Origin of the sequence: Parabacteroides sp. AM17-47 (genome assembly GCF_003434625.1) — a bacterium.
In the GTDB taxonomy this organism is placed as follows: domain Bacteria; phylum Bacteroidota; class Bacteroidia; order Bacteroidales; family Tannerellaceae; genus Parabacteroides; species Parabacteroides distasonis.
Map to the genome: position 1 here is coordinate 1 of NZ_QTLI01000031.1, position 20310 is coordinate 20310.

Annotated in this window: 19 protein-coding genes; 15 read left to right on the plus strand and 4 right to left on the minus strand. The window is 46.3% G+C overall.

Translation table 11 applies throughout. The annotated features are described in order from the left end of the window. The first annotated feature begins 62 nt into the window (after positions 1-62). The 3 genes from DW205_RS19765 to DW205_RS19775 all read left to right on the plus strand — a co-directional run bounded on the left by DW205_RS19765 (position 63) and on the right by DW205_RS19775 (position 3498). Positions 63-1553, plus strand: a complete 1491-nt coding sequence (locus tag DW205_RS19765) for a cobyric acid synthase (RefSeq protein WP_005868266.1) — start codon at positions 63-65, stop codon at positions 1551-1553. A 4-nt stretch (positions 1554-1557) separates the two neighbouring features. After that, the gene (locus tag DW205_RS19770; protein ID WP_005868264.1) at positions 1558-2880 is read left to right on the plus strand and encodes a Gfo/Idh/MocA family protein; all 1323 of its coding nucleotides are present in this window, start codon (positions 1558-1560) and stop codon (positions 2878-2880) included. A gap of 108 nt (positions 2881-2988) precedes the next feature. Further along, positions 2989-3498 (plus strand): ferritin-like domain-containing protein, encoded by a 510-nt coding sequence (locus tag DW205_RS19775; RefSeq protein WP_005856408.1) that lies wholly within the window; start codon positions 2989-2991, stop codon positions 3496-3498. Positions 3499-3586: 88 nt separating this feature from the next. Here the strand turns inward: DW205_RS19775 and DW205_RS19780 are convergent, their stop codons facing one another. Both DW205_RS19780 and DW205_RS19785 read right to left on the minus strand, forming a co-directional pair. Next, complete coding sequence (locus DW205_RS19780) at positions 3587-4159, minus strand: DJ-1 family glyoxalase III (protein WP_005868262.1); 573 nt, start codon at positions 4157-4159, stop codon at positions 3587-3589. Positions 4160-4170: 11 nt separating this feature from the next. Then, entirely contained in the window at positions 4171-5442 is a 1272-nt protein-coding gene (locus DW205_RS19785; RefSeq protein ID WP_005856401.1) for an ATP-binding protein, read from the minus strand. A gap of 198 nt (positions 5443-5640) precedes the next feature. On the opposite strand from DW205_RS19785, the gene DW205_RS19790 reads away from it, so the two are divergent. From DW205_RS19790 to DW205_RS19810, 6 genes are all read left to right on the plus strand, one after another. Then, positions 5641-6942, plus strand: a complete 1302-nt coding sequence (locus DW205_RS19790; protein WP_005868261.1) for a phenylacetate--CoA ligase family protein — start codon at positions 5641-5643, stop codon at positions 6940-6942. A gap of 23 nt (positions 6943-6965) precedes the next feature. Continuing rightward, positions 6966-7391: a hypothetical protein gene (locus tag DW205_RS19795; RefSeq protein WP_005856397.1), complete on the plus strand. Its 426-nt coding sequence runs from the start codon at positions 6966-6968 to the stop codon at positions 7389-7391. A 13-nt stretch (positions 7392-7404) separates the two neighbouring features. Beyond that, positions 7405-7548, plus strand: a complete 144-nt coding sequence (locus DW205_RS22905; RefSeq protein WP_005856393.1) for a symporter small accessory protein — start codon at positions 7405-7407, stop codon at positions 7546-7548. Further along, entirely contained in the window at positions 7545-9098 is a 1554-nt protein-coding gene (locus DW205_RS19800) for a sodium:solute symporter (protein WP_005868260.1), read from the plus strand. Before DW205_RS22905 ends, DW205_RS19800 begins: the two co-directional genes overlap by 4 nt. A 170-nt stretch (positions 9099-9268) precedes the next feature. Beyond that, positions 9269-10177: a hypothetical protein gene (locus tag DW205_RS19805; protein WP_008778290.1), complete on the plus strand. Its 909-nt coding sequence runs from the start codon at positions 9269-9271 to the stop codon at positions 10175-10177. Next, positions 10174-11532 carry an ATP-binding cassette domain-containing protein gene (locus DW205_RS19810; RefSeq protein WP_005868258.1) on the plus strand — a complete coding sequence of 453 codons (1359 nt, stop codon included), beginning with the start codon at positions 10174-10176 and terminating at the stop codon, positions 11530-11532. The genes DW205_RS19805 and DW205_RS19810 overlap by 4 nt, the downstream gene beginning before the upstream one ends. A gap of 22 nt (positions 11533-11554) precedes the next feature. On the opposite strand, the gene DW205_RS19815 is transcribed toward DW205_RS19810, so the two are convergent. Next, positions 11555-13063, minus strand: coding sequence for an ATP-binding protein (locus DW205_RS19815; protein ID WP_005868257.1), 1509 nt, complete (start codon positions 13061-13063; stop codon positions 11555-11557). Between the two features lie 152 nt (positions 13064-13215). Between DW205_RS19815 and DW205_RS19820 the strand changes: the two genes are divergently transcribed. Together DW205_RS19820 and ybaK are read left to right on the plus strand one after the other, a co-directional pair. Then, a complete protein-coding gene (locus DW205_RS19820) occupies positions 13216-15342 on the plus strand; it encodes a Tex family protein (protein WP_005868256.1) in 2127 nt (708 codons plus the stop codon). 3 nt (positions 15343-15345) lie between these two features. Continuing rightward, entirely contained in the window at positions 15346-15828 is a 483-nt protein-coding gene (gene ybaK, locus DW205_RS19825; protein ID WP_005856380.1) for a Cys-tRNA(Pro) deacylase, read from the plus strand. 124 nt (positions 15829-15952) lie between these two features. On the opposite strand, the gene DW205_RS19830 is transcribed toward ybaK, so the two are convergent. Continuing rightward, positions 15953-16357 carry a lipocalin-like domain-containing protein gene (locus DW205_RS19830; RefSeq protein WP_005868253.1) on the minus strand — a complete coding sequence of 135 codons (405 nt, stop codon included), beginning with the start codon at positions 16355-16357 and terminating at the stop codon, positions 15953-15955. 159 nt (positions 16358-16516) lie between these two features. On the opposite strand from DW205_RS19830, the gene DW205_RS19835 reads away from it, so the two are divergent. From DW205_RS19835 to DW205_RS19850, 4 genes are all read left to right on the plus strand, one after another. Continuing rightward, positions 16517-17098 carry an HdeD family acid-resistance protein gene (locus DW205_RS19835; protein WP_005856375.1) on the plus strand — a complete coding sequence of 194 codons (582 nt, stop codon included), beginning with the start codon at positions 16517-16519 and terminating at the stop codon, positions 17096-17098. Between the two features lie 95 nt (positions 17099-17193). Then, positions 17194-18030 (plus strand): AraC family transcriptional regulator, encoded by an 837-nt coding sequence (locus tag DW205_RS19840; protein ID WP_005868251.1) that lies wholly within the window; start codon positions 17194-17196, stop codon positions 18028-18030. A 275-nt stretch (positions 18031-18305) separates the two neighbouring features. Then, entirely contained in the window at positions 18306-19151 is an 846-nt protein-coding gene (locus DW205_RS19845) for a prephenate dehydratase (protein ID WP_005868249.1), read from the plus strand. Continuing rightward, positions 19126-20304: a pyridoxal phosphate-dependent aminotransferase gene (locus DW205_RS19850; protein WP_005868247.1), complete on the plus strand. Its 1179-nt coding sequence runs from the start codon at positions 19126-19128 to the stop codon at positions 20302-20304. The genes DW205_RS19845 and DW205_RS19850 overlap by 26 nt, the downstream gene beginning before the upstream one ends. Positions 20305-20310 lie beyond the last annotated feature (6 nt).

Sequence of the window (20310 nt, forward strand, 5' to 3'; positions counted from 1 at the left end):
TCTCCTTAATAAAAAGGCCAAAAATACTACCTTTGTACACTGTGTAAATAAAATCTATACAGATGAAGCAACACCTACGACCGATTATGTTTGTCGGAACCTGCTCTGATGCGGGTAAAAGCGTTATCAATGCGGCGTTTTGCCGTATTTTCAAGCAAGATGGTTATCAACCGGCACCGTTCAAGGCACAAAATATGTCCCTCAATTCCTACTCTACCCCGGAAGGCGGCGAGATGGGCCGGGCGCAAGTCGTACAAGCGGAGGCCTGCGGTATTTCCCCGCATACGGATATGAACCCGATATTACTAAAGCCGACAAATGATAAAAGCTCACAAGTCGTATTAAACGGAAAGCCAGTCGGCAATATGTCCGCCAAGGATTATTTCGGGATACAAAACCAGAAGGAGGAGCTATTTAAGGAAGCTATCGAAGCCTTCAACCGTCTGGAAGCTCGCTATAACCCGATCGTATTGGAAGGAGCCGGAAGCATCTCCGAACTAAACCTGCGAGACCGGGATATCACCAATATGCGTATGGCGATGAAAGCCGGCGCCTCCACCTATCTGATCGCAGATATAGACCGGGGGGGCGTATTCGGCTCTGTATATGGAACGATCGCTTTATTACGACCGGAGGAACGAGCGTTAATGAAAGGGGTTATCATCAATAAATTCCGTGGAGACGCTTCTTTATTCGAGGAAGGACGGAGCCTGTTAAAGGAATTGACCGGGATTCCCGTGGTAGGCGTAATCCCATGGTTTCGGGATATCAAGATAGAGGAAGAGGATTCCGTAGCGTTGGATATGAAAAATAACACTTATAAAGACGGGAAAATCAATGTAGCTATCATCCTGCTGAAACGAATGTCTAATTTCACGGATTTTGATGTATTGGAGATGGACCCCCGTTTCAATCCTTATTATACCAACAATATCGATGAGATAGAGAAAGCCGACATCATCCTGCTCCCCGGCTCAAAGAATACGTTATCGGACTTACAAAGCCTGCGGGCCAATGGGATAGCGATGGCGATTATCCGGGCGCATAAAGCGGGTAAAAAGGTGATCGGTATTTGCGGTGGCTATCAAATGATGGGAATCCGCTTGGAAGATCCGGAAAGTATCGAGGGAAATATCCCGGCGATTCCCGGTCTCGGTCTTCTGCCTCAATGCACGGTCATCGAGCAGGAGAAGATCACGAGACAAAGCGACTTTGCTTTCCTCCCCTCCTCGGAGAATAAGGATTGTAAAGGATACGAAATACATATGGGACGAACCACCCTATTGGGTGACGCCCCCGAACAGCCCGTAGCCCGACTGGAAGACGGACGAACGGACGGATATTACCTCAACAACCGATGCTGGGGAAGTTATATGCATGGTATCCTTGATAATCCGGCCGTATTGGACAACTTAGCTGAAGGCTTTGACACGGAAACGACTACAGGTACTTTCGATTATGCCGCTTTTAAGGAAGAGCAGTATGACAAACTCGCCGCCCTCGTAAGGGAGCACGTGGATATGGAATATATTTATAACAGTATTAAAAACTAATATCATGAACAGACGTACTTTTATGCAAAAAACCGGACTTATCATGTCCGGACTTACTTTATCGCCGCTTATCGGTAAATCGTATTCCTCCATATACGGACAAACCGCCCCTAGCAACAAAGTAAAAGTAGCCCTCATCGGATGCCGTAGCATGGGATACGGGGATTTGAATACTTTTCTTGATTATCCGGAGACGGAATGCGTGGCTCTTTGCGATGTCGATGACGAATGGTTAAACAAACGGGCTGCCGACGTTGAGAAGAAAACAGGGAAAAAAGTACCTCACTTATATAAAGACTGGCGACGAGTAATCGATAATAAAGACGTAGATGTAGTCATTATCGGTACGCCGGACCATTGGCATTGCCTTCCGACGGTCTGGGCTTGCCAAGCGGGAAAAGACGTATATGTAGAGAAGCCGCTCTCCAATACGATCGAGGAATGCAACCTGATGGAAAAAGCCGCCCGTAAATATAACCGGATCGTACAGGTAGGCCAATGGCAACGTAGCGACCCGCATTGGGACGAGGCGGCTAATTTCTTGAAAGTCGGAAATATCGGACGGATCCGTACGGTCAAGGTCTGGGCTTACCAAGACGGCAAGCCGACACTTCCGGTTAAACCGGATTGTGACGCTCCCGCCGGTGTGGATTACGATATGTGGCTAGGCCCGGCTCCTAAACGTCCGTTCAATCCTTATCGCTTTCATTATAATTTCCGTTTTTTCTGGGACTATGCCGGAGGCTTGATGTCGGACTGGGGCGTACATTTGCTGGATTATGCCCTAGAAGGTATGAACGCAGGTCTTCCCACCCGTGTATTCTCAGGCGGCGGCAAGTTCGCCTATCCGGACGACGCTATGGAGACGCCCGATACTTTAATGGCAACTTATGCCTACGATGATTTTAATATCATCTGGGATCACGCCTGCGGAATTAATCACGGACTCTATAACCGTAAGGAAGGATTAGCATTCTATGGGGAGAATGGTACGATGGTACTCGACAGGGCCGGTTGGGAAGTCATACCGGTCGTATCCAATAACGTAGCTCGCATGGAAGCCGTTCCTTTCAAGAAAGGAGAAGGCAAAGGACTTTATAATCATGTGGGAAACATGTTGAGCTGCATTAAAAGCCGTGAGCTTCCGAACGCCGATGTCGCTATCGGTGCCCGTGTAGCGAAGATGGCTCATCTGGCGAATATCTCCTGCCGGGTTCAACGGGAAGTTCATTGGGATGATAAAAACAATTTGTTTGTCGGCGATAACGAAGCTACCGCCTTGTCGAAAGCCTATTACCGGGCACCTTGGGAATTACCTAAATTGTAACAATCGCAGCATAACGTTAAAATTTTGACAAACAATAAACAATGCCCTAGTAAGCTTGTTAGAACTATAAAAAACGAACAATACGTTTAATTCTAAATTAATACAGCTATGGCAAAAGAAAGCGTCAAAATTTTAAGAGGGAAATTGGATGTCGACAATTTATTATCTCAACTAAACGCCGCGTTAGCGGAAGAATGGCTAGCATACTATCAATATTGGGTAGGAGCCTTGGTCGTTGAAGGAGCCATGCGTTCCGACGTACAAGGTGAATTCGAGGAACATGCCGAGGAAGAAAGGCATCACGCCCAATTATTGGCAGACCGGATCATCGAATTGGAAGGAGTTCCGGTACTTGATCCGAAACAATGGTTTGAATTAGCCCGATGCAAATATGATTCACCGACAGACTTTGACGTAGTAAGCCTTCTGAACCAGAATGTCGCCTCCGAGCGTTGCGCCATCTTGCGTTATCAAGAAATCGCTAAATTCACGGACGGCATCGACTTCACGACTTGTGATATCGCTAAGCATATCTTAGCTGAGGAAGAAGAACACGAGCAAGATCTGCAAGACTATTTGACAGATATCGCACGTATGAAAAAATCTTTCCAGAAATAATTTAGGAAAGGGAAAACTCTTTACAACAAAAATCCCTTGAGAGAATGTCTCTAAGACATTCTCTCAAGGGATTTTAATTTCAAGCACATTAATGCTTTGTCCCATGCAACAAAGCGTCATATAATAAGGCATCCGCCACTTCCAAAGCGATTTCCTCATCTTTCAGATTCCTCAAGATCGTCAAGCCGAACTCAAACATAAAACCCGGCCCCTTGCTTGTGATGATATTTCCATCCTGCTCTACTCCATTATCCGTAGGGGTAGCGCCTACCATTGTTGGTTCGAAGAAAGGAAAACAGGTAGCCCTTTTCCCTTTTAGCAATCCAAGACCACCTAAAACCATCGGTCCGGCACAGATAGCACCGATTAATACGCCTTCCTCCGTTTTCTCCTTGACTAATTCTTTCAAATGGGCATGCGCATTTAAATGGTTGCTTCCGGGTATTCCACCCGGCAAAATCAAGGCATCGACACAACTGAAATCCGCCTCCTCGAACAGGTAATCAGCCATTACCGGAATATCATGAGCTCCTATCACCAATCGGTCACCCGTAATAGATACCATCATAACCCGTACACCACCACGCCTCAAGACATCAATCGTACCCAAGGCCTCTATTTCCTCAAAGCCTGTCGCTAAAAAGACAACCGCATTTTTCATTTCTTTTTTATTTAATATAGTTGACATTCACTTAAAACAGAAGGATCATCCTTCTCCACAACAGCCTTATCCGTAACAACCAATGGTAAGGTGAACCAGAAAGTGGAACCTTTGCCAAGCTCAGATCGCACACCGATCTCACCACCCAACTGCTCTACAATCATCTTGCAGATAGGTAGTCCCAAACCAGCCCCTTGATAAAAATCATCCAATTTCACGAAACGCTCGAAAACAGACTCCAGCTTTTCCTCTGATATCCCGATTCCGGTATCCATGACAGAGACACGTACGAACATATCTTCCACCTCATAAAAAAGCGAGATAAAACCTTTGGAAGTAAACTTAATGGCATTAGACAAGAGATTTAACAAGACCTGTTCTACCCGGTGCGGATCGATCCACAGACGAACAGAAGGCATGGCGACCGAGTTATATAATAATGCCACATCGGAAGTCATCTTCAAGGATTGTACCACATAGGCCTCTTGGCAAATATCCCTCAACTCAACTTCCGACACGTTATAGTTTAACCGACCGGACTCGATCTTCGACAAATCCAGGATATCGTTAATCAGTTTCAACAATAAATCGCAATTCTTATTTATAATCGAGAAGTATTCCCTTTGCTCACTGGCATTAGTCGTTTCCGTCACGAGATGGGCAAAGCCAACGATAGCATTCAGCGGGGTCCGGATCTCATGGCTCATATTAGCGATAAAAGCGTTTTTCATCTTATCCGCCTCTTGTACTTTCATCAGCGCCAACTGGTCTTGACGTTGCTCCGTGATATCATTCAGCATGACCAATAACAGAGGCGAGGCTCCCGGGTCCGGATTCGTGATCAGTAAACGTACGATATTTACGATTCTCACCTCTCCATTCGGTTTCTCATACTCGACCATTTCCTTTACCATACGTCCCGTCTTGATCGTATGGTAATCTTCCGTTCGGATCTCATGCGCCCGCCGGGAATCAGGGAAAAGCTCGAAATCCGTCTTCCCTAAGATATCTTCCGCCTTGACCCCCGTAAATTCCTCCGCCGCCTTATTAAAATAGATATACCGGAAACCGTTGAAAATATCTTTCACCGTGATCTCCACAAATACGTTCGACAAGATCGTATCCATCAAGATATTTAAGAAGTTGATCGTATGCTGGCTTTGGCGCATCTCAAGTTCGTTATCGCTCGCGGATGGTGTCAAAGTGGCTTTTTCCAGATCGGCTTCCAGTCTCTCAATCCTTTGAATCAACTCTTCTTTGGAAAGGTGGTCATATTTTCCCATGGCCCATACATAAAGTTAAATTGCGTAATGGACAAAAATAACTATTATTTTTTTATTTACAACGGCTTACCGCCTAATAATTCTTATTTTCAAAAGGTCATTACTAATATTTTGACACAAAAGCATGGCATTATCCAAAATAAAAGATACATTTGCAATCTAATTTCATGAATTAAACACACTCTAATTGAAAAAACGATGATGTATTGGCAGAAAGAAATAGAAACCATGGATCGTAAAGATCAGGTAAAATTCCAACTGGAACGACTGAAACAAACCATAGAACTAGCGGGCAACTCCCCTTTTTACCATAAGATATTCAAAGAGAAAGGAATTACCCCGGACAGTTTTCAGTCCTTGGAGGATTTACAAAAACTTCCGTTTACAACGAAAGATGATCTTAGAAATAACTATCCATTCGGATTGGCAGCCATCCCGTTACAGAAATGCGTACGTATCCACTCTTCCAGCGGAACGACAGGTAATCCCACCGTTGTCTTACATTCCGCCAAGGATTTGGACCAATGGGCTAACCAAGTAGCTCGTTGCATGTATATGGTGGGGCTAAGGGATACGGACGTATTCCAAAATACATCCGGTTACGGTATGTTTACCGGTGGTCTCGGTTTCCAGTATGGAGCAGAAAAACTAGGTGCGTTGACAGTGCCTGCGGCGGCCGGTAATACCAAACGACAGATTAAGTTCATCACCGATTTCGGCACCACCTGTTTACATATCATACCGAGCTATGCCACTCGTTTGGCTGAGGTTATGTATGAGGAGGGAATAGACCCCAGAAAGGATACCAAGCTACACACCGTATGTATCGGTGCCGAGCCACACTCGGAAGAACAACGTAAACGCATCGAGCAGCTTCTGGGTGTCAAGGCTTACAACTGTTTCGGTATGTCGGAGATGAACGGGCCGGGTGTAGCGTTCGAATGTACGGAGCAGAACGGCTTGCATATCTGGGAAGACAACGTGATCGTAGAGATCGTAGACCCGGTTACCTTGCAACCGGTGCCCGAGGGAGAGGTCGGAGAATTGGTATTAACCACCATCAACCGGGAGGCGATGCCTTTACTCCGTTATCGTACCCGTGACCTTACTTGTATCTTACCGGGCGATTGCCCTTGCGGACGTACCCATAAACGCCTTGCCCGTTTCAAAGGACGTAGCGACGATATGATAATCTTGAAGGGCGTGAACCTATTCCCCATCCAAATCGAAAAGATATTGATGCAATTCAAGGAGTTAGGCAGTAATTACTTGATCACCCTCGAAACGATCGGTAACAGCGACGAGATGTTGATCGAGGTTGAGTTGAGTGACCTATTCACCGATGATTATTCCGCCTTACAGCGCTTGACGAAAGGTATCACCCGTCAATTGAAAGACGAATTATTACTTACGCCGCGTATCAAGCTGGTAGCCAAGGGATCTTTGCCAACCACAGATGGCAAGGCGGTACGAGTGAAAGATCATCGCAAGCTTTGTTAAATAAACAATTAAAATAACACCTTATGACAGTCAATCAAATTTCTATTTTCCTAGAAAACAAGTACGGGAAATTAAGCGAGATATTAGCGTTATTGGCGGAAGAGCGCATCCGCATCATCGCGGCTACCGTAGCCGACACCTCCGAGTATGGAATCCTTCGTATCATCGTAAGCGATCCCCAGAAGGCATACAAGATATTAAAAGAAAACAACGTCAGCGCAAACCTGACCGACGTATTAGCGATCGTAACCAGCTCATGCGCCGGAAGTTTTGCCAATACATTATCTTATTTCACGAAAGCGGGCATCAGCATAGAATATATGTATTGTTTCTCCATCCGGGAAAAAGCGATCTTGATCTTGCGTACGAACAACCGGGAAAGCGCCCGTGAGGTAATCCGCCGTCAGAATCTCGAGTATATCTGTGAAAGTGATCTAATAAAACTTTAATAGGCACGGATATATGTTCGGAATCAGCGACCCCGGTATTTGGCTGGCTTACCTTCTAGCGTTCGCCTGCCTCCTATTTTCTATTTGGTTCGGGATAACCACTTGGAATAAAGAAGACGACGAAAAAACAAACCCTACTAAAGAATCACGAAAATGAGTACGCTAACATTAGGCATTATTGTCATCATTTACATGTTTGTAATCGCTTGGTTAGGGTATCTCGGATACAGGCAGACGAAAAATGCCAGTGATTATTTATTAGGCGGACGAAAAGTAAACCCCATTATCATGGCCCTGTCTTACGGGGCGACCTTTATCTCGGCATCGGCGATCGTTGGTTTCGGTGGCGTAGCCGCTACGTTCGGCATGGGTATTCAATGGCTTTGCTTATTGAACATGTTCATGGGCGTAGTGGTAGCCTTTATCTTTTTCGGACGAAGGACCCGGAAGTTAGGCGAGGCACATAACGCACGGACTTTCCCGCAATTATTGGGATTACACTATAAGTCCCGGTCTATACAGATCTTCATCGCCTCGATCATTTTCATCGGCATGCCCCTCTACGCCGCCGTGGTGATGAAGGGAGGAGCCGTCTTCATTGAGCAGATGTTTCATATCGACCTTCATCTGGCCTTGTTGATCTTCACCTTGATCGTAGCGGCCTACGTGATTACGGGCGGAATCAAGGGAGTACTTTATACGGATGCGTTGCAAGCGGTTATCATGTTCGCTTGTATGCTATTCCTGCTATTTTGGTTTTACCATATCATGGACATGGGCTTTATCGAGGCAAACCAGAAGTTGACGGATATCGCCCCCATGGTGCCCGAGCGCTTCAAGGCCTTGGGACATCAAGGATGGACAGCTATGCCCATCTCAGGCTCTCCACAATGGTATACATTGGTTACCTCATTGATCCTTGGCGTAGGAATCGGTTGCTTAGCGCAGCCACAACTAGTCGTACGCTTCATGATGGTGGAAAGCACCAAGCAACTCAACAGGGGCGTATTGATCGGCTGCGTGTTCTTGATTGTCACGGTAGGGGCGATTTATCACGTGGGAGCCTTGTCTAATTTGTTTTTCCTCAAGACGGAAGGTGTAGTCGCCTCCGAGGCGGTAAAAGATATGGACAAGATCATCCCCCTATTTATCAATAAAGCGATGCCGGAGTGGTTCGGGGCGGTTTTCATGCTTTGTATTCTCTCTGCCAGTATGTCTACCCTTAGCGCGCAATTTCATACCATGGGAGCGGCTTTCGGGGCAGACGCATTCCCCAAACTAGGACGTAGCAAAAACCCGAACTCTACATTAGGTGTACGTATCGGCGTGCTATGCTCTATCTTGGTCAGCTACGTTATCTGCTATACGCTAAGTGCGAGTATTATCGCACGAGGCACCGCCTTGTTCATGGGTATTTGCGCGGCTACATTCCTACCTACCTATTTCTGCTCGCTATATTGGAAAGGAGCTACCCGGCAAGGGGCCTTGGCCAGCTTATGGGTAGGAGGCTTGGCCAGTTTATTCGCCATGTTGTTCCTTCATAAGGCGGAAGCGGCTCCGGTAGGACTTTGCAAAGCTTTATTCGGACAAGACGTCTTGATCGATGTATATCCGTGGCATGCGATAGATCCGATCTTATTTGCTTTGCCATTATCGGCGATAACGATTGTTTTGGTTAGCCTAGCGACTCAAAAGAAGACCTTTTAGCTTTTCTTATGAATCCCAAAACACTAATTAGCATTTATTCTATTGACAGATATATAGAATGCAGTATATTTGCATTGTGGTTTTTTCATAATAGTATTAGATTTAAGGTTAACAAAGTTGGTTAGGGGTTGCCGGGAGGCAATCCTTAATTGTTTTATAGAGGTCTAGATATGATTAAATACATTTTTCTACTATTCATACTTTGTTGCTCCGGTTGCCGGCACGCACAAACGGAAGATACCGTAATCAAGGTTTCGGTACTTCGTGGTCCATCCGTTATCGCATTCGCCGATTGGCTTGAGAATCCTCCAATTATAGACAACAAAAAAGTACAAGTAAAAGTGGTAGACTCGCCTGATCTGGCGCAAGCCTTACTGATCAAGCAGGAGACCGACATAGCCGTACTCCCCATGATCAATGCGGCGAACTTGTACAATAAAGGGATCAAGATTAAACTAGCGGGATGCCCGATCTGGGGAACCCTTTACCTCGTCGAGAAAACACCCTTAAAAGAACCGGCATTGTATGTATTCGGCAACGGTACGACTCCCGATATCCTTACCCGGTACTATCTCGGCCGCCAGCGATCAGACTATCCGTTGAATTACGCCTTCAATACCGCCGGGGAAATCACCCAAGGCATCTTAGCCGGAAAAGTAAATCGTGCCGTGCTCGGGGAACCGTTTCTAAGCATCGCTTTACGGAAAGACAGCAGCTTACGAATAACTGCGGACTTGAATCACTTAACAGACAGCGATACCCTCGGATTCGCCCAAACAGCGGTCGTATACACCCCGACGATGGAGAAATATCGTATCGCTTTTGAGGATGCCTTACGAGCCTCCTGCCAAAAAGCCGTACGATATCCGAAAGAGACCATCCATTCTTTGGAAGAACATGGAATCTTCGCCCAAGGGGCCTTAACTCCTGAGAGTATCGAGCGGTGTAAAATCCATTATTTATCGGCTATCGAGGCGAAAAACGCCGTCATGGATTTCCTGCGTCTCATCGAACAGTATGAACCCAAGGCCGTCGGCGGGAGGCTTCCCGATGCCGGATTTATCCCCGAAAAACAATGAGATTGCGAAAAACAATCACTACAATAGTCGCTACCGCTATCCTCTTGGCGGGATGGCAACTATTCGCCGTTATAGCCAACCAACCGGAGCTGATACCTTCACTTCCCCGACTCGTACGGACACTTTGCGAATGGCTCGTCTCCGGTAGTTTCTATCAGTCGGTCGGAGCGACTATACTCCGGGGAATCTTAGGCATGTCGATCTCATTCGTTTGTGCGATAGGGATGGCCGGGTTATTCGCCCGTTTTGAGTGGGTGTATGAATTATTCAGACCTCTGCTTGCCATCATGCGCTCGATCCCGGTCATATCCTTCATACTTTTGGCGCTTATATTCCTAAATCCGGAAAGTATCCCTTTGATGATCGCCTTCCTCACCATGTTCCCGCTACTAACAGAGAATCTGACACGGGGAATCCTCGATCTACGTCCGGGTTTATCCATTATGGCACGTCAGTTCCATATCAAACGTTCCAATGTCTTATTCCAGATCATCTATCCGCAGCTAAAGCCATTCTTATATAGCGGACTTGCCTCCGCCGCCGGATTCGGCTGGCGTGCGATCATTATGGGAGAAGTCTTGTCGCAATGCGCATTCGGAATCGGAAGCGAGATGAAAAGGGCGCAAAACTTTATCGCTGTCCCTGAGCTGCTCGCTTGGACGATCGTGGCGGTATTCATCAGTTTCTTTTTTGATAAAGGAATTAGCAAAGTCGCTGATATCACCCCTAAAATATCTTTCGCGAATGAGGATCAGACCATCCCCACCCCTACATTATCAGTTTTAGACACGAAAGATATAAGTTACCAATATGGCATACAGCACTTTTCCCATTCCTTTCAAAAAGGGATTATTTATGGAATTAGCGCACCTTCAGGCAAAGGAAAAACAACGTTATTAAACCTAATCGGAGGTATCTTATTGCCTACGGAAGGAGAGATACATCCCACAAGACACTTTGGAATCGCCACCATATTCCAACAACCGCAACTCCTGCCCCATCTAACCGCAGAAGAAAATATCATCCTCCCCCTCTCCTCTTTTCTCACGGAGGAAAAAGCCCGGCGAATTGCCCAAAAACACTTACAGGAAATGGAAATGGAGCCCTTCGGGAACCGATATCCTAAAGAGCTTAGTTACGGACAGCAACAACGTATCGCTATAGCTAGGGCATTGGCATACCCTTCTCCTCTCCTTTTGATGGACGAGCCGTTCAAAGGCTTGGATGAAGCCTTAAGCCATCGTATTATAGAACGAATACGAGAAAAGCAAATGAAAGAAGAACGGATCATTCTTTTCACGTCACATAATCCGGATGAGATTCGGTTGTTGGCGGATGAGGTGATTTACCTATAAATTCCAACCAAACTTGAATGTCTTATTTCACTTTCATCGGTTGGCAAGGTATCGTAAACCAGAATGTAGAGCCCTTTCCCTCCTCCGACTCAACCCCGATTTTACCTTTCAACTTCTCAATAATCGTCTTGCAGATAGAAAGCCCTAATCCTGTTCCTTGCTTAAAGCTGTTCAATTTCACGAAACGATTGAATATGCTCGCTTGAGACTCCTTACTGATTCCCATACCCGTATCCGTTACGTAGACATAGATACCATCATCGGTCAAACGATAACCAAACCGTATAGAACCCGAGCTGGTGAACTTCACGGCGTTGGAAAGGAAATTGGTCAAAACCTGAGTCAAACGGGTCTTCTCCGACACAATACAATAGTCATTACCGTCCGACTCAAAGATAACCTTTACACCCGGGGCCACTCTCAAGGCGAAAGCTTGCTGCTGGGGAGCGAATATCTCACTCAAACGCAGGGTCGTATAAATAAACTCCATCTTTCCGGACTTGATCTTCGAGATATCCAAGATATCACCGATCAACTGCAACAAAAACTCATTGCTACTCTCTATGATCCTCAGATATTCCTTTTTTTCCTCCTCATCGTCACTCTCCGCCAATAAGGTAGAAAAGCCGACGATGGCATTTAAAGGGGTACGTATCTCATGGCTCATGTTAGCGATAAAAGCGGACTTCATCCGGTCGCTCTCTTCCGCCAAACGCTTGGCCTGCACATCCGCCTCGTGCCGTTTATCGACGGTCATATCCCGAAGGATTCCGATCGAGCGGATCGGTTTGCCGTCCGGATCGGCCTCATAGACCTCACCGATCTTCTCCAGCCATACATACTCATCCGAGAAATAACGACAAGGGAAACTGAATCGCATGGAATCGATCTCGCCCCGCATGAAAGCGGTTGTAATATTCTCATAGACCTTCCGGTAATCCGGATGGATCTTCTCCGTAAAACTAGCGTGGGTGATCTGCACATGCTTGATCTGGCCGTTTTCTTCCAAGGAAAGCTCCGCCGTACCGTTTACCAGATCCCAAAGCCACGGGTAGATCTTACCCGCTTGACATGCGAGCGCCAAGCGCTTATTATAGCTATGCAACTCCTCCTCGACCTGCCTTTGCTTTGTAATATCCCATGAAATCCCTACTAAATAAGGAGGCTTATCCTCACGGGGCGCTAGCAGTTTCATCGTATCCATAGTACGCAAGATACCTTTCGGATCGATCATTTGCTCCACGAAACGCTGCATCTTACCCGTTTTCACCACCTCCTCGTCCATATCCCTGAAAGATTGGGCGACGACCGGATCTAGAAATAGGTCAAAATCTGTTTTCCCGACCACATCATTATGATATCGTCCGTAAAGTTGGTTCATCAAAGGGCTGGAGTACACGTACCTGAAATTATCACCCGTATCCTTCACGAAAAAGTAGATGGGCAACGAGTCCACGATATTAGATAACAATCCTGCTAAATCCCTATAATCCTGTTCCAAAGTTTTGTTCTCCGTAGTATTAACTTCCATGTTGATTTTTTTAATCAAAGGCTTGAATATTCCGGCCGTAAAATTCTTGAAAATTAATGAAAGATACAAATAATAAGCCCAAGAAGTGAGTATCCCGACCGAAAATATAAGCAAAACCGTATATTTGTACTCCAATTCTAAGAAAACTAGATATGACAAACGTATTTCACACGCTTATAGCCCGTTTTCTACAAATTCCGGAAGGACAAGTGGAACGGACAATCGGGCTCTTGAACGAAGGCGCTACCATACCTTTTATAAGTCGTTACCGGAAAGAGGTGACCGGAGGATTAGACGAGGTGCAAATCGGTGCCATCAAAGATCAACTGGATAAACTGACGGAACTGAGCAAACGAAAGGAAACGATCCTCGCCACGATAGAAGAGCAAGAGAAACTTACTCCCGAGCTCCGGAAACGCATCGAGGAATCTTGGGATAGCACCGAGATCGAGGATTTATATCTCCCTTACAAACCGAAACGGGTCACCAAGGCGGAGATCGCACGCCGAAAAGGACTGGAGCCCTTGGCTAAGATCGTTATGATGCAAAACGAGAATAACCTATCCGCACGCATCAAGAGTTTTATCAAGGGGGAAGTGAAAAACGCCGAAGAAGCCTTGCAAGGGGCACGGGACATTATCGCCGAATGGATTAACGAGAACGAATCGGCACGTAATACCGTACGTAACTCTTTCGCTCATACCGCCATGATCACATCCAAAGTGATCAAGGGGAAAGAAGAGGAAGGCGCTAAATACCGGGATTACTTTGATTTCAGCGAGTCTTTAAACCGGGCCAGTTCCCATCGCTTATTGGCTCTCCGACGGGGAGAGGCGGAAGGTATCCTTCGTGTAAGTATCTCTCCCGACGCGGAATCTTGTCTGGATCGCTTGAACCGGCGTTTCGTAAAAGGTCGTGGAGAGGTTTCCGAGCAAGTGGCTACAGCTGTCGACGATTCTTTCAAACGCCTGCTGAAACCCTCTATCGAGACGGAGTTCTCCAACCAGAGCAAGGCGAAAGCCGATGAGGAGGCGATCCGGGTATTTGCCGAGAACCTCCGGCAATTGCTGCTCGCTCCTCCCTTGGGACAAAAACGGGTATTAGGCGTAGACCCCGGCTACCGTACCGGATGTAAGTTGGTCTGTCTGGATGCGCAGGGGAATTTACTGCATAACGAAGCGATCTTCCCGCATCCGCCCCAGAACGAGAAGGGCAAAGCCGCCGCTAAGGTCGCCCAGTTAGTAGCCACTTACGCCATAGATGCCATTGCCATCGGTAATGGTACCGCCAGTCGTGAGACTGAGCAGTTCATCACGAATATACGATACGACCGCAAGGTACAAGTGTTCGTAGTCAGCGAAAACGGAGCCTCTATCTACTCCGCGTCCAAGATCGCTAGGGAGGAGTTTCCCGAATACGACGTCACGGTACGCGGAGCTGTCAGCATCGGTCGCCGGCTGATGGACCCTTTGGCCGAGTTGGTCAAGATCGACCCGAAGAGTATCGGTGTCGGCCAATACCAGCATGACGTAGAGCAAAACGCCTTGAAAAAGAGTCTGGATCAAACCGTGGAGAGTTGCGTGAATCTGGTGGGTGTAAACGTGAATACGGCGAGCAAGCATTTGCTGACTTACATCTCGGGATTAGGCCCCACGCTAGCGCAAAACATCGTGAATTACCGGGCGGAGCACGGACCCTTCACTTCCCGGAAAGAACTGATGAAAGTCCCCCGTATGGGAGAGAAGGCTTTCGAACAAAGCGCCGGATTTCTACGGATACCCGACGGAAAGAACCCGTTGGATAACTCGGCCGTACACCCCGAGAGCTACCCGATCGTCGAACGGATGGCCAAGGACCTAAAATGCTCGGTAGCCGACCTGATCACCGACAAAGCGCTTAAAAAGAAACTAAAACTAACGGACTACCTTACGGATAAGGTCGGGATGCCTACCCTGCTTGATATCATGGAAGAACTGGATAAACCGGGCCGTGATCCCCGCCAAACGATCCAAGTATTTGCGTTCGATCCTACGGTGAAAACGATCGAGGATTTAAAAGAAGGGCAAGTATTGCCCGGTATCGTAACCAACATCACCAACTTCGGTTGTTTCGTCGATGTAGGGATCAAGGAAAACGGGCTTGTCCATATCTCCGAGCTGGCGGATCGTTTCGTAAGCGATCCTACCCAAGTGGTCTCCATCCATCAGCATGTCAAGGTGAAGGTTCTAAGCGTAGACCTATCCAGAAAACGTGTTCAATTATCCATGAAAGGGATCTAAACGATGAAAGAGAAGATTAATAAGACAAACGTGGCGCGCCTGCTGGACAAGGCTAAGATCGCCTACCAGCTCGTGCCTTATGAAGTAGACGAGAATGATCTGAGCGCTACGCATGTAGCGGAGCAGCTAGGGGAAGATATCGCCCAAGTATTCAAGACCTTGATCTTACATGGCGATAAGAGCGGTTATTTCGTATGCGTGATCCCCGGAGCGGACGAGGTGGACTTGAAAAAGGCGGCCAAGGTATCCGGGAACAAGAAATGTGAGATGATCCCCGTGAAAGAGTTGTTGCCGCTCACCGGTTATATCCGGGGAGGATGCTCGCCTATCGGCATGAAAAAGCATTTCCCTACATATATCCATCCTACGGCATCCGGCTTCGATAAGATCTATGTAAGCGCCGGACAACGAGGCTTGCAGATACAGATAGCCCCCGCCGATTTAATCAAGGTGGCACAAGCTATAGAAGCGGATTTGATCGCATGATCTAACATCGCTGAGAGTACTTCGTAAGAAGTACTCCAGTACTCCGCAAAGAGTATCGCAGTACTTCCTAGGGAGTACTGGAGTACTCCTTATGAGGGACTGAGATCAAACAGCACATGATATCTTAGAATTTCTTAAACGTATACGTTCTTCCTTCGCAGCTCATTACCAGATTCGTCACAGATGACTGCTCGATCGTGAAAGTTTGTTTAGGTGAGGTCCAATCCGTATAACGCATGAATTGTTCCAAAGGCGTACCTCCATAGTTGACCAACTCCAGATCCAGTTTCGTATCTCCCTCCAACGTCTTATAACCGAAATTCGTACGATATACGTCCTTTGCCGGGTCATATAATTGGTACTCGAACAAAGAGGTCTGGAAGTTATACCAAACCGTATCCACCGTCTGGACCACCCCATTCGCCTCTACGGTTTTCAATTGCCATTTCCCTTCCAGCTTATGTTCCACCTTATTACAAGACACCAACGCCACGACAAAACAAGTTATCGCTATCAAATTTTTCATCATAATCCTCGTACTTATATACCTATATTGATTTGAAACGTCAAAGAAAAGAATTAATTTCCAAAGGACAAAGTTTTTAAGGATATCCTAGCCACAAATACCCAGAACTTTTTCTTCCTTCCCTTTGTTAATTGGGTAATTACAATACAAATATTATCCAATATGAAAACATTTATTGATAAAATGGATTATGCGGTCAAGAATTGGTGGTTATCACTATTGGTCGGACTGCTTTACATCATCGTCGCTATTTATTTAATGTTCGCGCCATTGGCGAGCTACGTAGCGCTTAGTATCTTATTCAGCGTCTCTATGTTCGTAAGCGGCTTGTTCGAGATCGCTTTCGCCTTGGCGAACAAAAAGGGTATCAGCAGTTGGGGATGGTATTTGGCCGGAGGTATTATCGACTTGATCTTAGGTATATTCTTGATGGCAAGCCCGGGACTTAGCATGGAGGTGCTTCCGTTTGTCTTGGCATTCTGGCTTATGTTCAGAGGCTTCTCGGCTACCGGTTACTCGATGGACCTGAAACGATACGGTACACGGAACTGGGGTTGGTACATGGTCTTCGGTATCTTGGCTATCCTTTGCTCCATCGGTGTTATCTGGCAACCCGCCCTAGGGGCCTTCACGTTGGTTTACATGATCGCTTATGCCTTATTAATAATAGGTATATTCCGTGTCATGCTATCCTTCGAACTGAAAAGCTTGCATAAACGGAATAAGGAAGCACAAGCGGAATAAGTCTGATTCAAGGATTAATTGGTCTATTTTTAAATTAAGAAGTGAATCAACAGCACTTTTACTACTTTTGTGTTCGATCATTAATAAAATAACGGATGAACGCAAACTTACCACAATTAGATTTGCCCCGGGATTATGTCGTAGGAAACGACATTACCGAGGCAATCTTAAACTTTTACAAGCAGACTTGCCGGTTAAAAGCAGGTATTTTCGCTTTATGCGTTGAAGGAAATTTAAGGGCATCCATCAACTTGACAGAGTACACTTTGAAACCGAATGATTTCATCACCTTGATGCCGGGAAGCATTATTCAGTTCTGTGAGCAGAAAGAGAGTTTCCGCCTTTCCTTTATAGGATTCTCATCCGAGTTCATGGACTGCGTGAACATGATAAAGTCTACGATGAGCGCCTTACCTACTATCTACGAGAATCCGATCATATCACTGAGTGAGGACCGGGCGGACTTCATTAACGATTATTTCCATTTGCTAGAGCGGGTACAAGCGAAAGAGAAATCCATAAACAGGGAGATGGTGAAACATATCCTGCTTACCATGATCCATGGGATCAGCGATTTGTATCAAGGGAAATCATGGCCTAACAAGATAACGACCCGTAGCGACGAGATCCACAAGAAATTCATCCAACTGGTGATGAAGAATTATACCTCAAAGCGGCAAACGGCTTTTTATGCCAGCCAACTAAGTATTTCTCCCCAGCACCTCTGCATGATCATCAAGCAAAAGACAGGACGTTCCGTATCCGATATCATAGCCGATATGATAATCATGGACGCAAAATCGCAATTGATGGCTACGGACTTGACTATCCAAGAGATATCTTACTCCTTGAACTTCCCGAATGTATCCTTTTTCGGTAAGTACTTTAAACGGTACGTAGGCGTATCTCCACAGAAGTTCAGAAACAGTTAAGATAAAATTTAAATGTAACAGAAAAAAAATATCACTTTTTGCTTGTAGTTTCCAAAAAAGCGTTACTTTTGCTGCGTATTTAAAAACAAACAGACAATGAATCGATTTAGCTTTACATATTACTTTTATTACTTTTACTTTAGCAGAGTAAGGGCAGGAGTTTGTATGTAAAGCGTTGATGATTGAATATAAATATCAATAAAATATAAAGTCCTGCCGGTTTCGGTGGGACTTTTTTTGTTTGTAACAGTTTAGAGTAAAAATAGAGAAACAAGATGAAAAAGAAAGTAGCAATACAGGGAATAGCCGGTTCGTATCACGACATCGCCGCCCGTAATTATCATGAAGGTGAGGAAATAGAGATTATTCCTTGTAATACTTTTCGAGATGTAATCACGACAATCAAGAAAGATCCGGCGATCCTCGGTATGATGGCTATCGAAAACACGATAGCGGGAAGTCTTTTGCAAAATCATGAGTTGATCCGTGAAAGTGGACTGAGCGTGACAGGTGAGTACAAGCTACGTATCTCCCATTCCTTGGTAGCGCTTCCGGGAACCTCGATACACGAGGTAACAGAGGTCAACTCCCATCCGATAGCGTTGATGCAATGTACCGATTTCCTCGATACTCTGCCCAACGCCAAGGTGGTAGAGAAAGAAGATACCGCCATGAGTGCCCGGTGGATCTCGGAAAACCAACTGAAAGGACATGCGGCGATATGCGGGAAACTGGCTGCCCAGATCTACAAGATGGAAGTCCTTGCCGAGGGGATCGAAACTAACAAACGGAATTTCACCCGCTTCCTCGCTATAGCGGACCGCTGGACGGCGGATGAGATGCTTCGAGGAACCGATAAAAACAAATCCTCTCTCGTATTCGCTCTTCCCCACACCTCCGGCAGCCTTTCCAAAGTCCTCTCCGTTCTCTCTTTTTACGACATGAATCTTTCTAAAATACAGTCCTTGCCTATTATCGGGCGTGAATGGGAATACTTGTTCTACATCGACCTTACTTTCACGGATTTCACCCGTTACAAACAAGCGTTGGACGCTATCAGACCGTTAACAAAAGACTTAAAAATATTAGGCGAATATGCAGAAGGAAGACAAAGTGTGTAACATTACACCCGCTAACCGTGTAGGTAGCGTACAGGAATACTACTTCTCCAAGAAACTGAAGGAAGTAGCCGAGATGAACGCCGCAGGCAAGAACGTCATTAACCTTGGCGTAGGCAGCCCCGACCTTCCACCTTCGGAACAGACCATCGAGACGTTGTGTGAACATGCCCGCAGAGCGAACGAGCACGGTTATCAGCCGTACGTAGGCATACCGGAACTGCGTAAGGGATTCGCCGACTGGTACAAGACGTGGTACGACGTAGACTTGGACCCGAAAACAGAGATCCAACCGCTCATCGGCTCCAAAGAAGGTATCTTGCATATCTCGCTGGCATTCTTGAATCCGGGGGATGGCGTACTGGTTCCGAACCCGGGATATCCGACATATAGTTCCGTCAGCAAACTGGTAGAGGCCCGTTTGATCCCTTACGAGCTGAAAGAGGAACTGGGATGGCAACCGGATTTCGAGGAACTGGAGAAAATGGATCTCTCCAACGTAAAGCTGATGTGGACCAATTACCCGAATATGCCCACAGGGGCGAACGCTAGCGTAGAGCTATACGAGAAACTAGTGGCCTTCGGCCGGAAGCACGGTATTATTATATGTAATGATAACCCCTATAGCTTCATCTTGAATGAGCATCCGCTAAGTATCTTAAGCATACCGGGAGCCAAAGAGATCTGTATCGAGATGAACTCCATGAGTAAGGCTCATAATATGCCGGGTTGGCGTATGGCGATGCTGGCTTCCAACGCCCAATTCGTCCAATGGATACTGAAGGTAAAAAGCAATATCGACTCCGGGCAGTTCAAGCCGATGCAATATGCGGCGGTAGAGGCCCTAAGCGCAAAGAAAGAGTGGTACGACAATATGAACCGTGTCTATCGTAGCCGCCGGAACCTTGCCGGACAAATCATGCGTACCTTGGGATGCGAGTACGACGAGAACCAAGTAGGTATGTTCCTTTGGGGACGTATCCCCGACTCCGCCGAGAGCGGCGAGGCAATCGCCAACAAGGTGCTATACGAGGCAAACGTATTCCTTACGCCGGGATTTATCTTCGGTAGTCGTGGCGAGCGTTATATCCGTATATCCCTTTGCTGCAAGAACGAGACTTTAGAAGAAGCCTTGAGAAGAATCGAGAATTTATAATTGATA

Excerpts from the sequence above, each read along its gene's own strand:
- DW205_RS19820 (WP_005868256.1), top strand. The coding sequence starts at position 13,216 with ATGACAAACGTATTTCACACGCTTATAGCCCGTTTTCTACAAATTCCG.
- DW205_RS19830 (WP_005868253.1), bottom strand. The coding sequence starts at position 16,357 with ATGATGAAAAATTTGATAGCGATAACTTGTTTTGTCGTGGCGTTGGTG.
- DW205_RS19785 (WP_005856401.1), bottom strand. The coding sequence starts at position 5,442 with ATGGGAAAATATGACCACCTTTCCAAAGAAGAGTTGATTCAAAGGATT.
- DW205_RS19790 (WP_005868261.1), top strand. The coding sequence starts at position 5,641 with ATGATGTATTGGCAGAAAGAAATAGAAACCATGGATCGTAAAGATCAG.
- DW205_RS19815 (WP_005868257.1), bottom strand. The coding sequence starts at position 13,063 with ATGGAAGTTAATACTACGGAGAACAAAACTTTGGAACAGGATTATAGG.
- DW205_RS19850 (WP_005868247.1), top strand. The coding sequence starts at position 19,126 with ATGCAGAAGGAAGACAAAGTGTGTAACATTACACCCGCTAACCGTGTA.
- DW205_RS19835 (WP_005856375.1), top strand. The coding sequence starts at position 16,517 with ATGAAAACATTTATTGATAAAATGGATTATGCGGTCAAGAATTGGTGG.
- DW205_RS19800 (WP_005868260.1), top strand. The coding sequence starts at position 7,545 with ATGAGTACGCTAACATTAGGCATTATTGTCATCATTTACATGTTTGTA.
- ybaK (WP_005856380.1), top strand. The coding sequence starts at position 15,346 with ATGAAAGAGAAGATTAATAAGACAAACGTGGCGCGCCTGCTGGACAAG.
- DW205_RS19810 (WP_005868258.1), top strand. The coding sequence starts at position 10,174 with ATGAGATTGCGAAAAACAATCACTACAATAGTCGCTACCGCTATCCTC.
- DW205_RS19765 (WP_005868266.1), top strand. The coding sequence starts at position 63 with ATGAAGCAACACCTACGACCGATTATGTTTGTCGGAACCTGCTCTGAT.
- DW205_RS19795 (WP_005856397.1), top strand. The coding sequence starts at position 6,966 with ATGACAGTCAATCAAATTTCTATTTTCCTAGAAAACAAGTACGGGAAA.
- DW205_RS22905 (WP_005856393.1), top strand. The coding sequence starts at position 7,405 with ATGTTCGGAATCAGCGACCCCGGTATTTGGCTGGCTTACCTTCTAGCG.
- DW205_RS19840 (WP_005868251.1), top strand. The coding sequence starts at position 17,194 with ATGAACGCAAACTTACCACAATTAGATTTGCCCCGGGATTATGTCGTA.
- DW205_RS19770 (WP_005868264.1), top strand. The coding sequence starts at position 1,558 with ATGAACAGACGTACTTTTATGCAAAAAACCGGACTTATCATGTCCGGA.
- DW205_RS19775 (WP_005856408.1), top strand. The coding sequence starts at position 2,989 with ATGGCAAAAGAAAGCGTCAAAATTTTAAGAGGGAAATTGGATGTCGAC.
- DW205_RS19845 (WP_005868249.1), top strand. The coding sequence starts at position 18,306 with ATGAAAAAGAAAGTAGCAATACAGGGAATAGCCGGTTCGTATCACGAC.
- DW205_RS19805 (WP_008778290.1), top strand. The coding sequence starts at position 9,269 with ATGATTAAATACATTTTTCTACTATTCATACTTTGTTGCTCCGGTTGC.
- DW205_RS19780 (WP_005868262.1), bottom strand. The coding sequence starts at position 4,159 with ATGAAAAATGCGGTTGTCTTTTTAGCGACAGGCTTTGAGGAAATAGAG.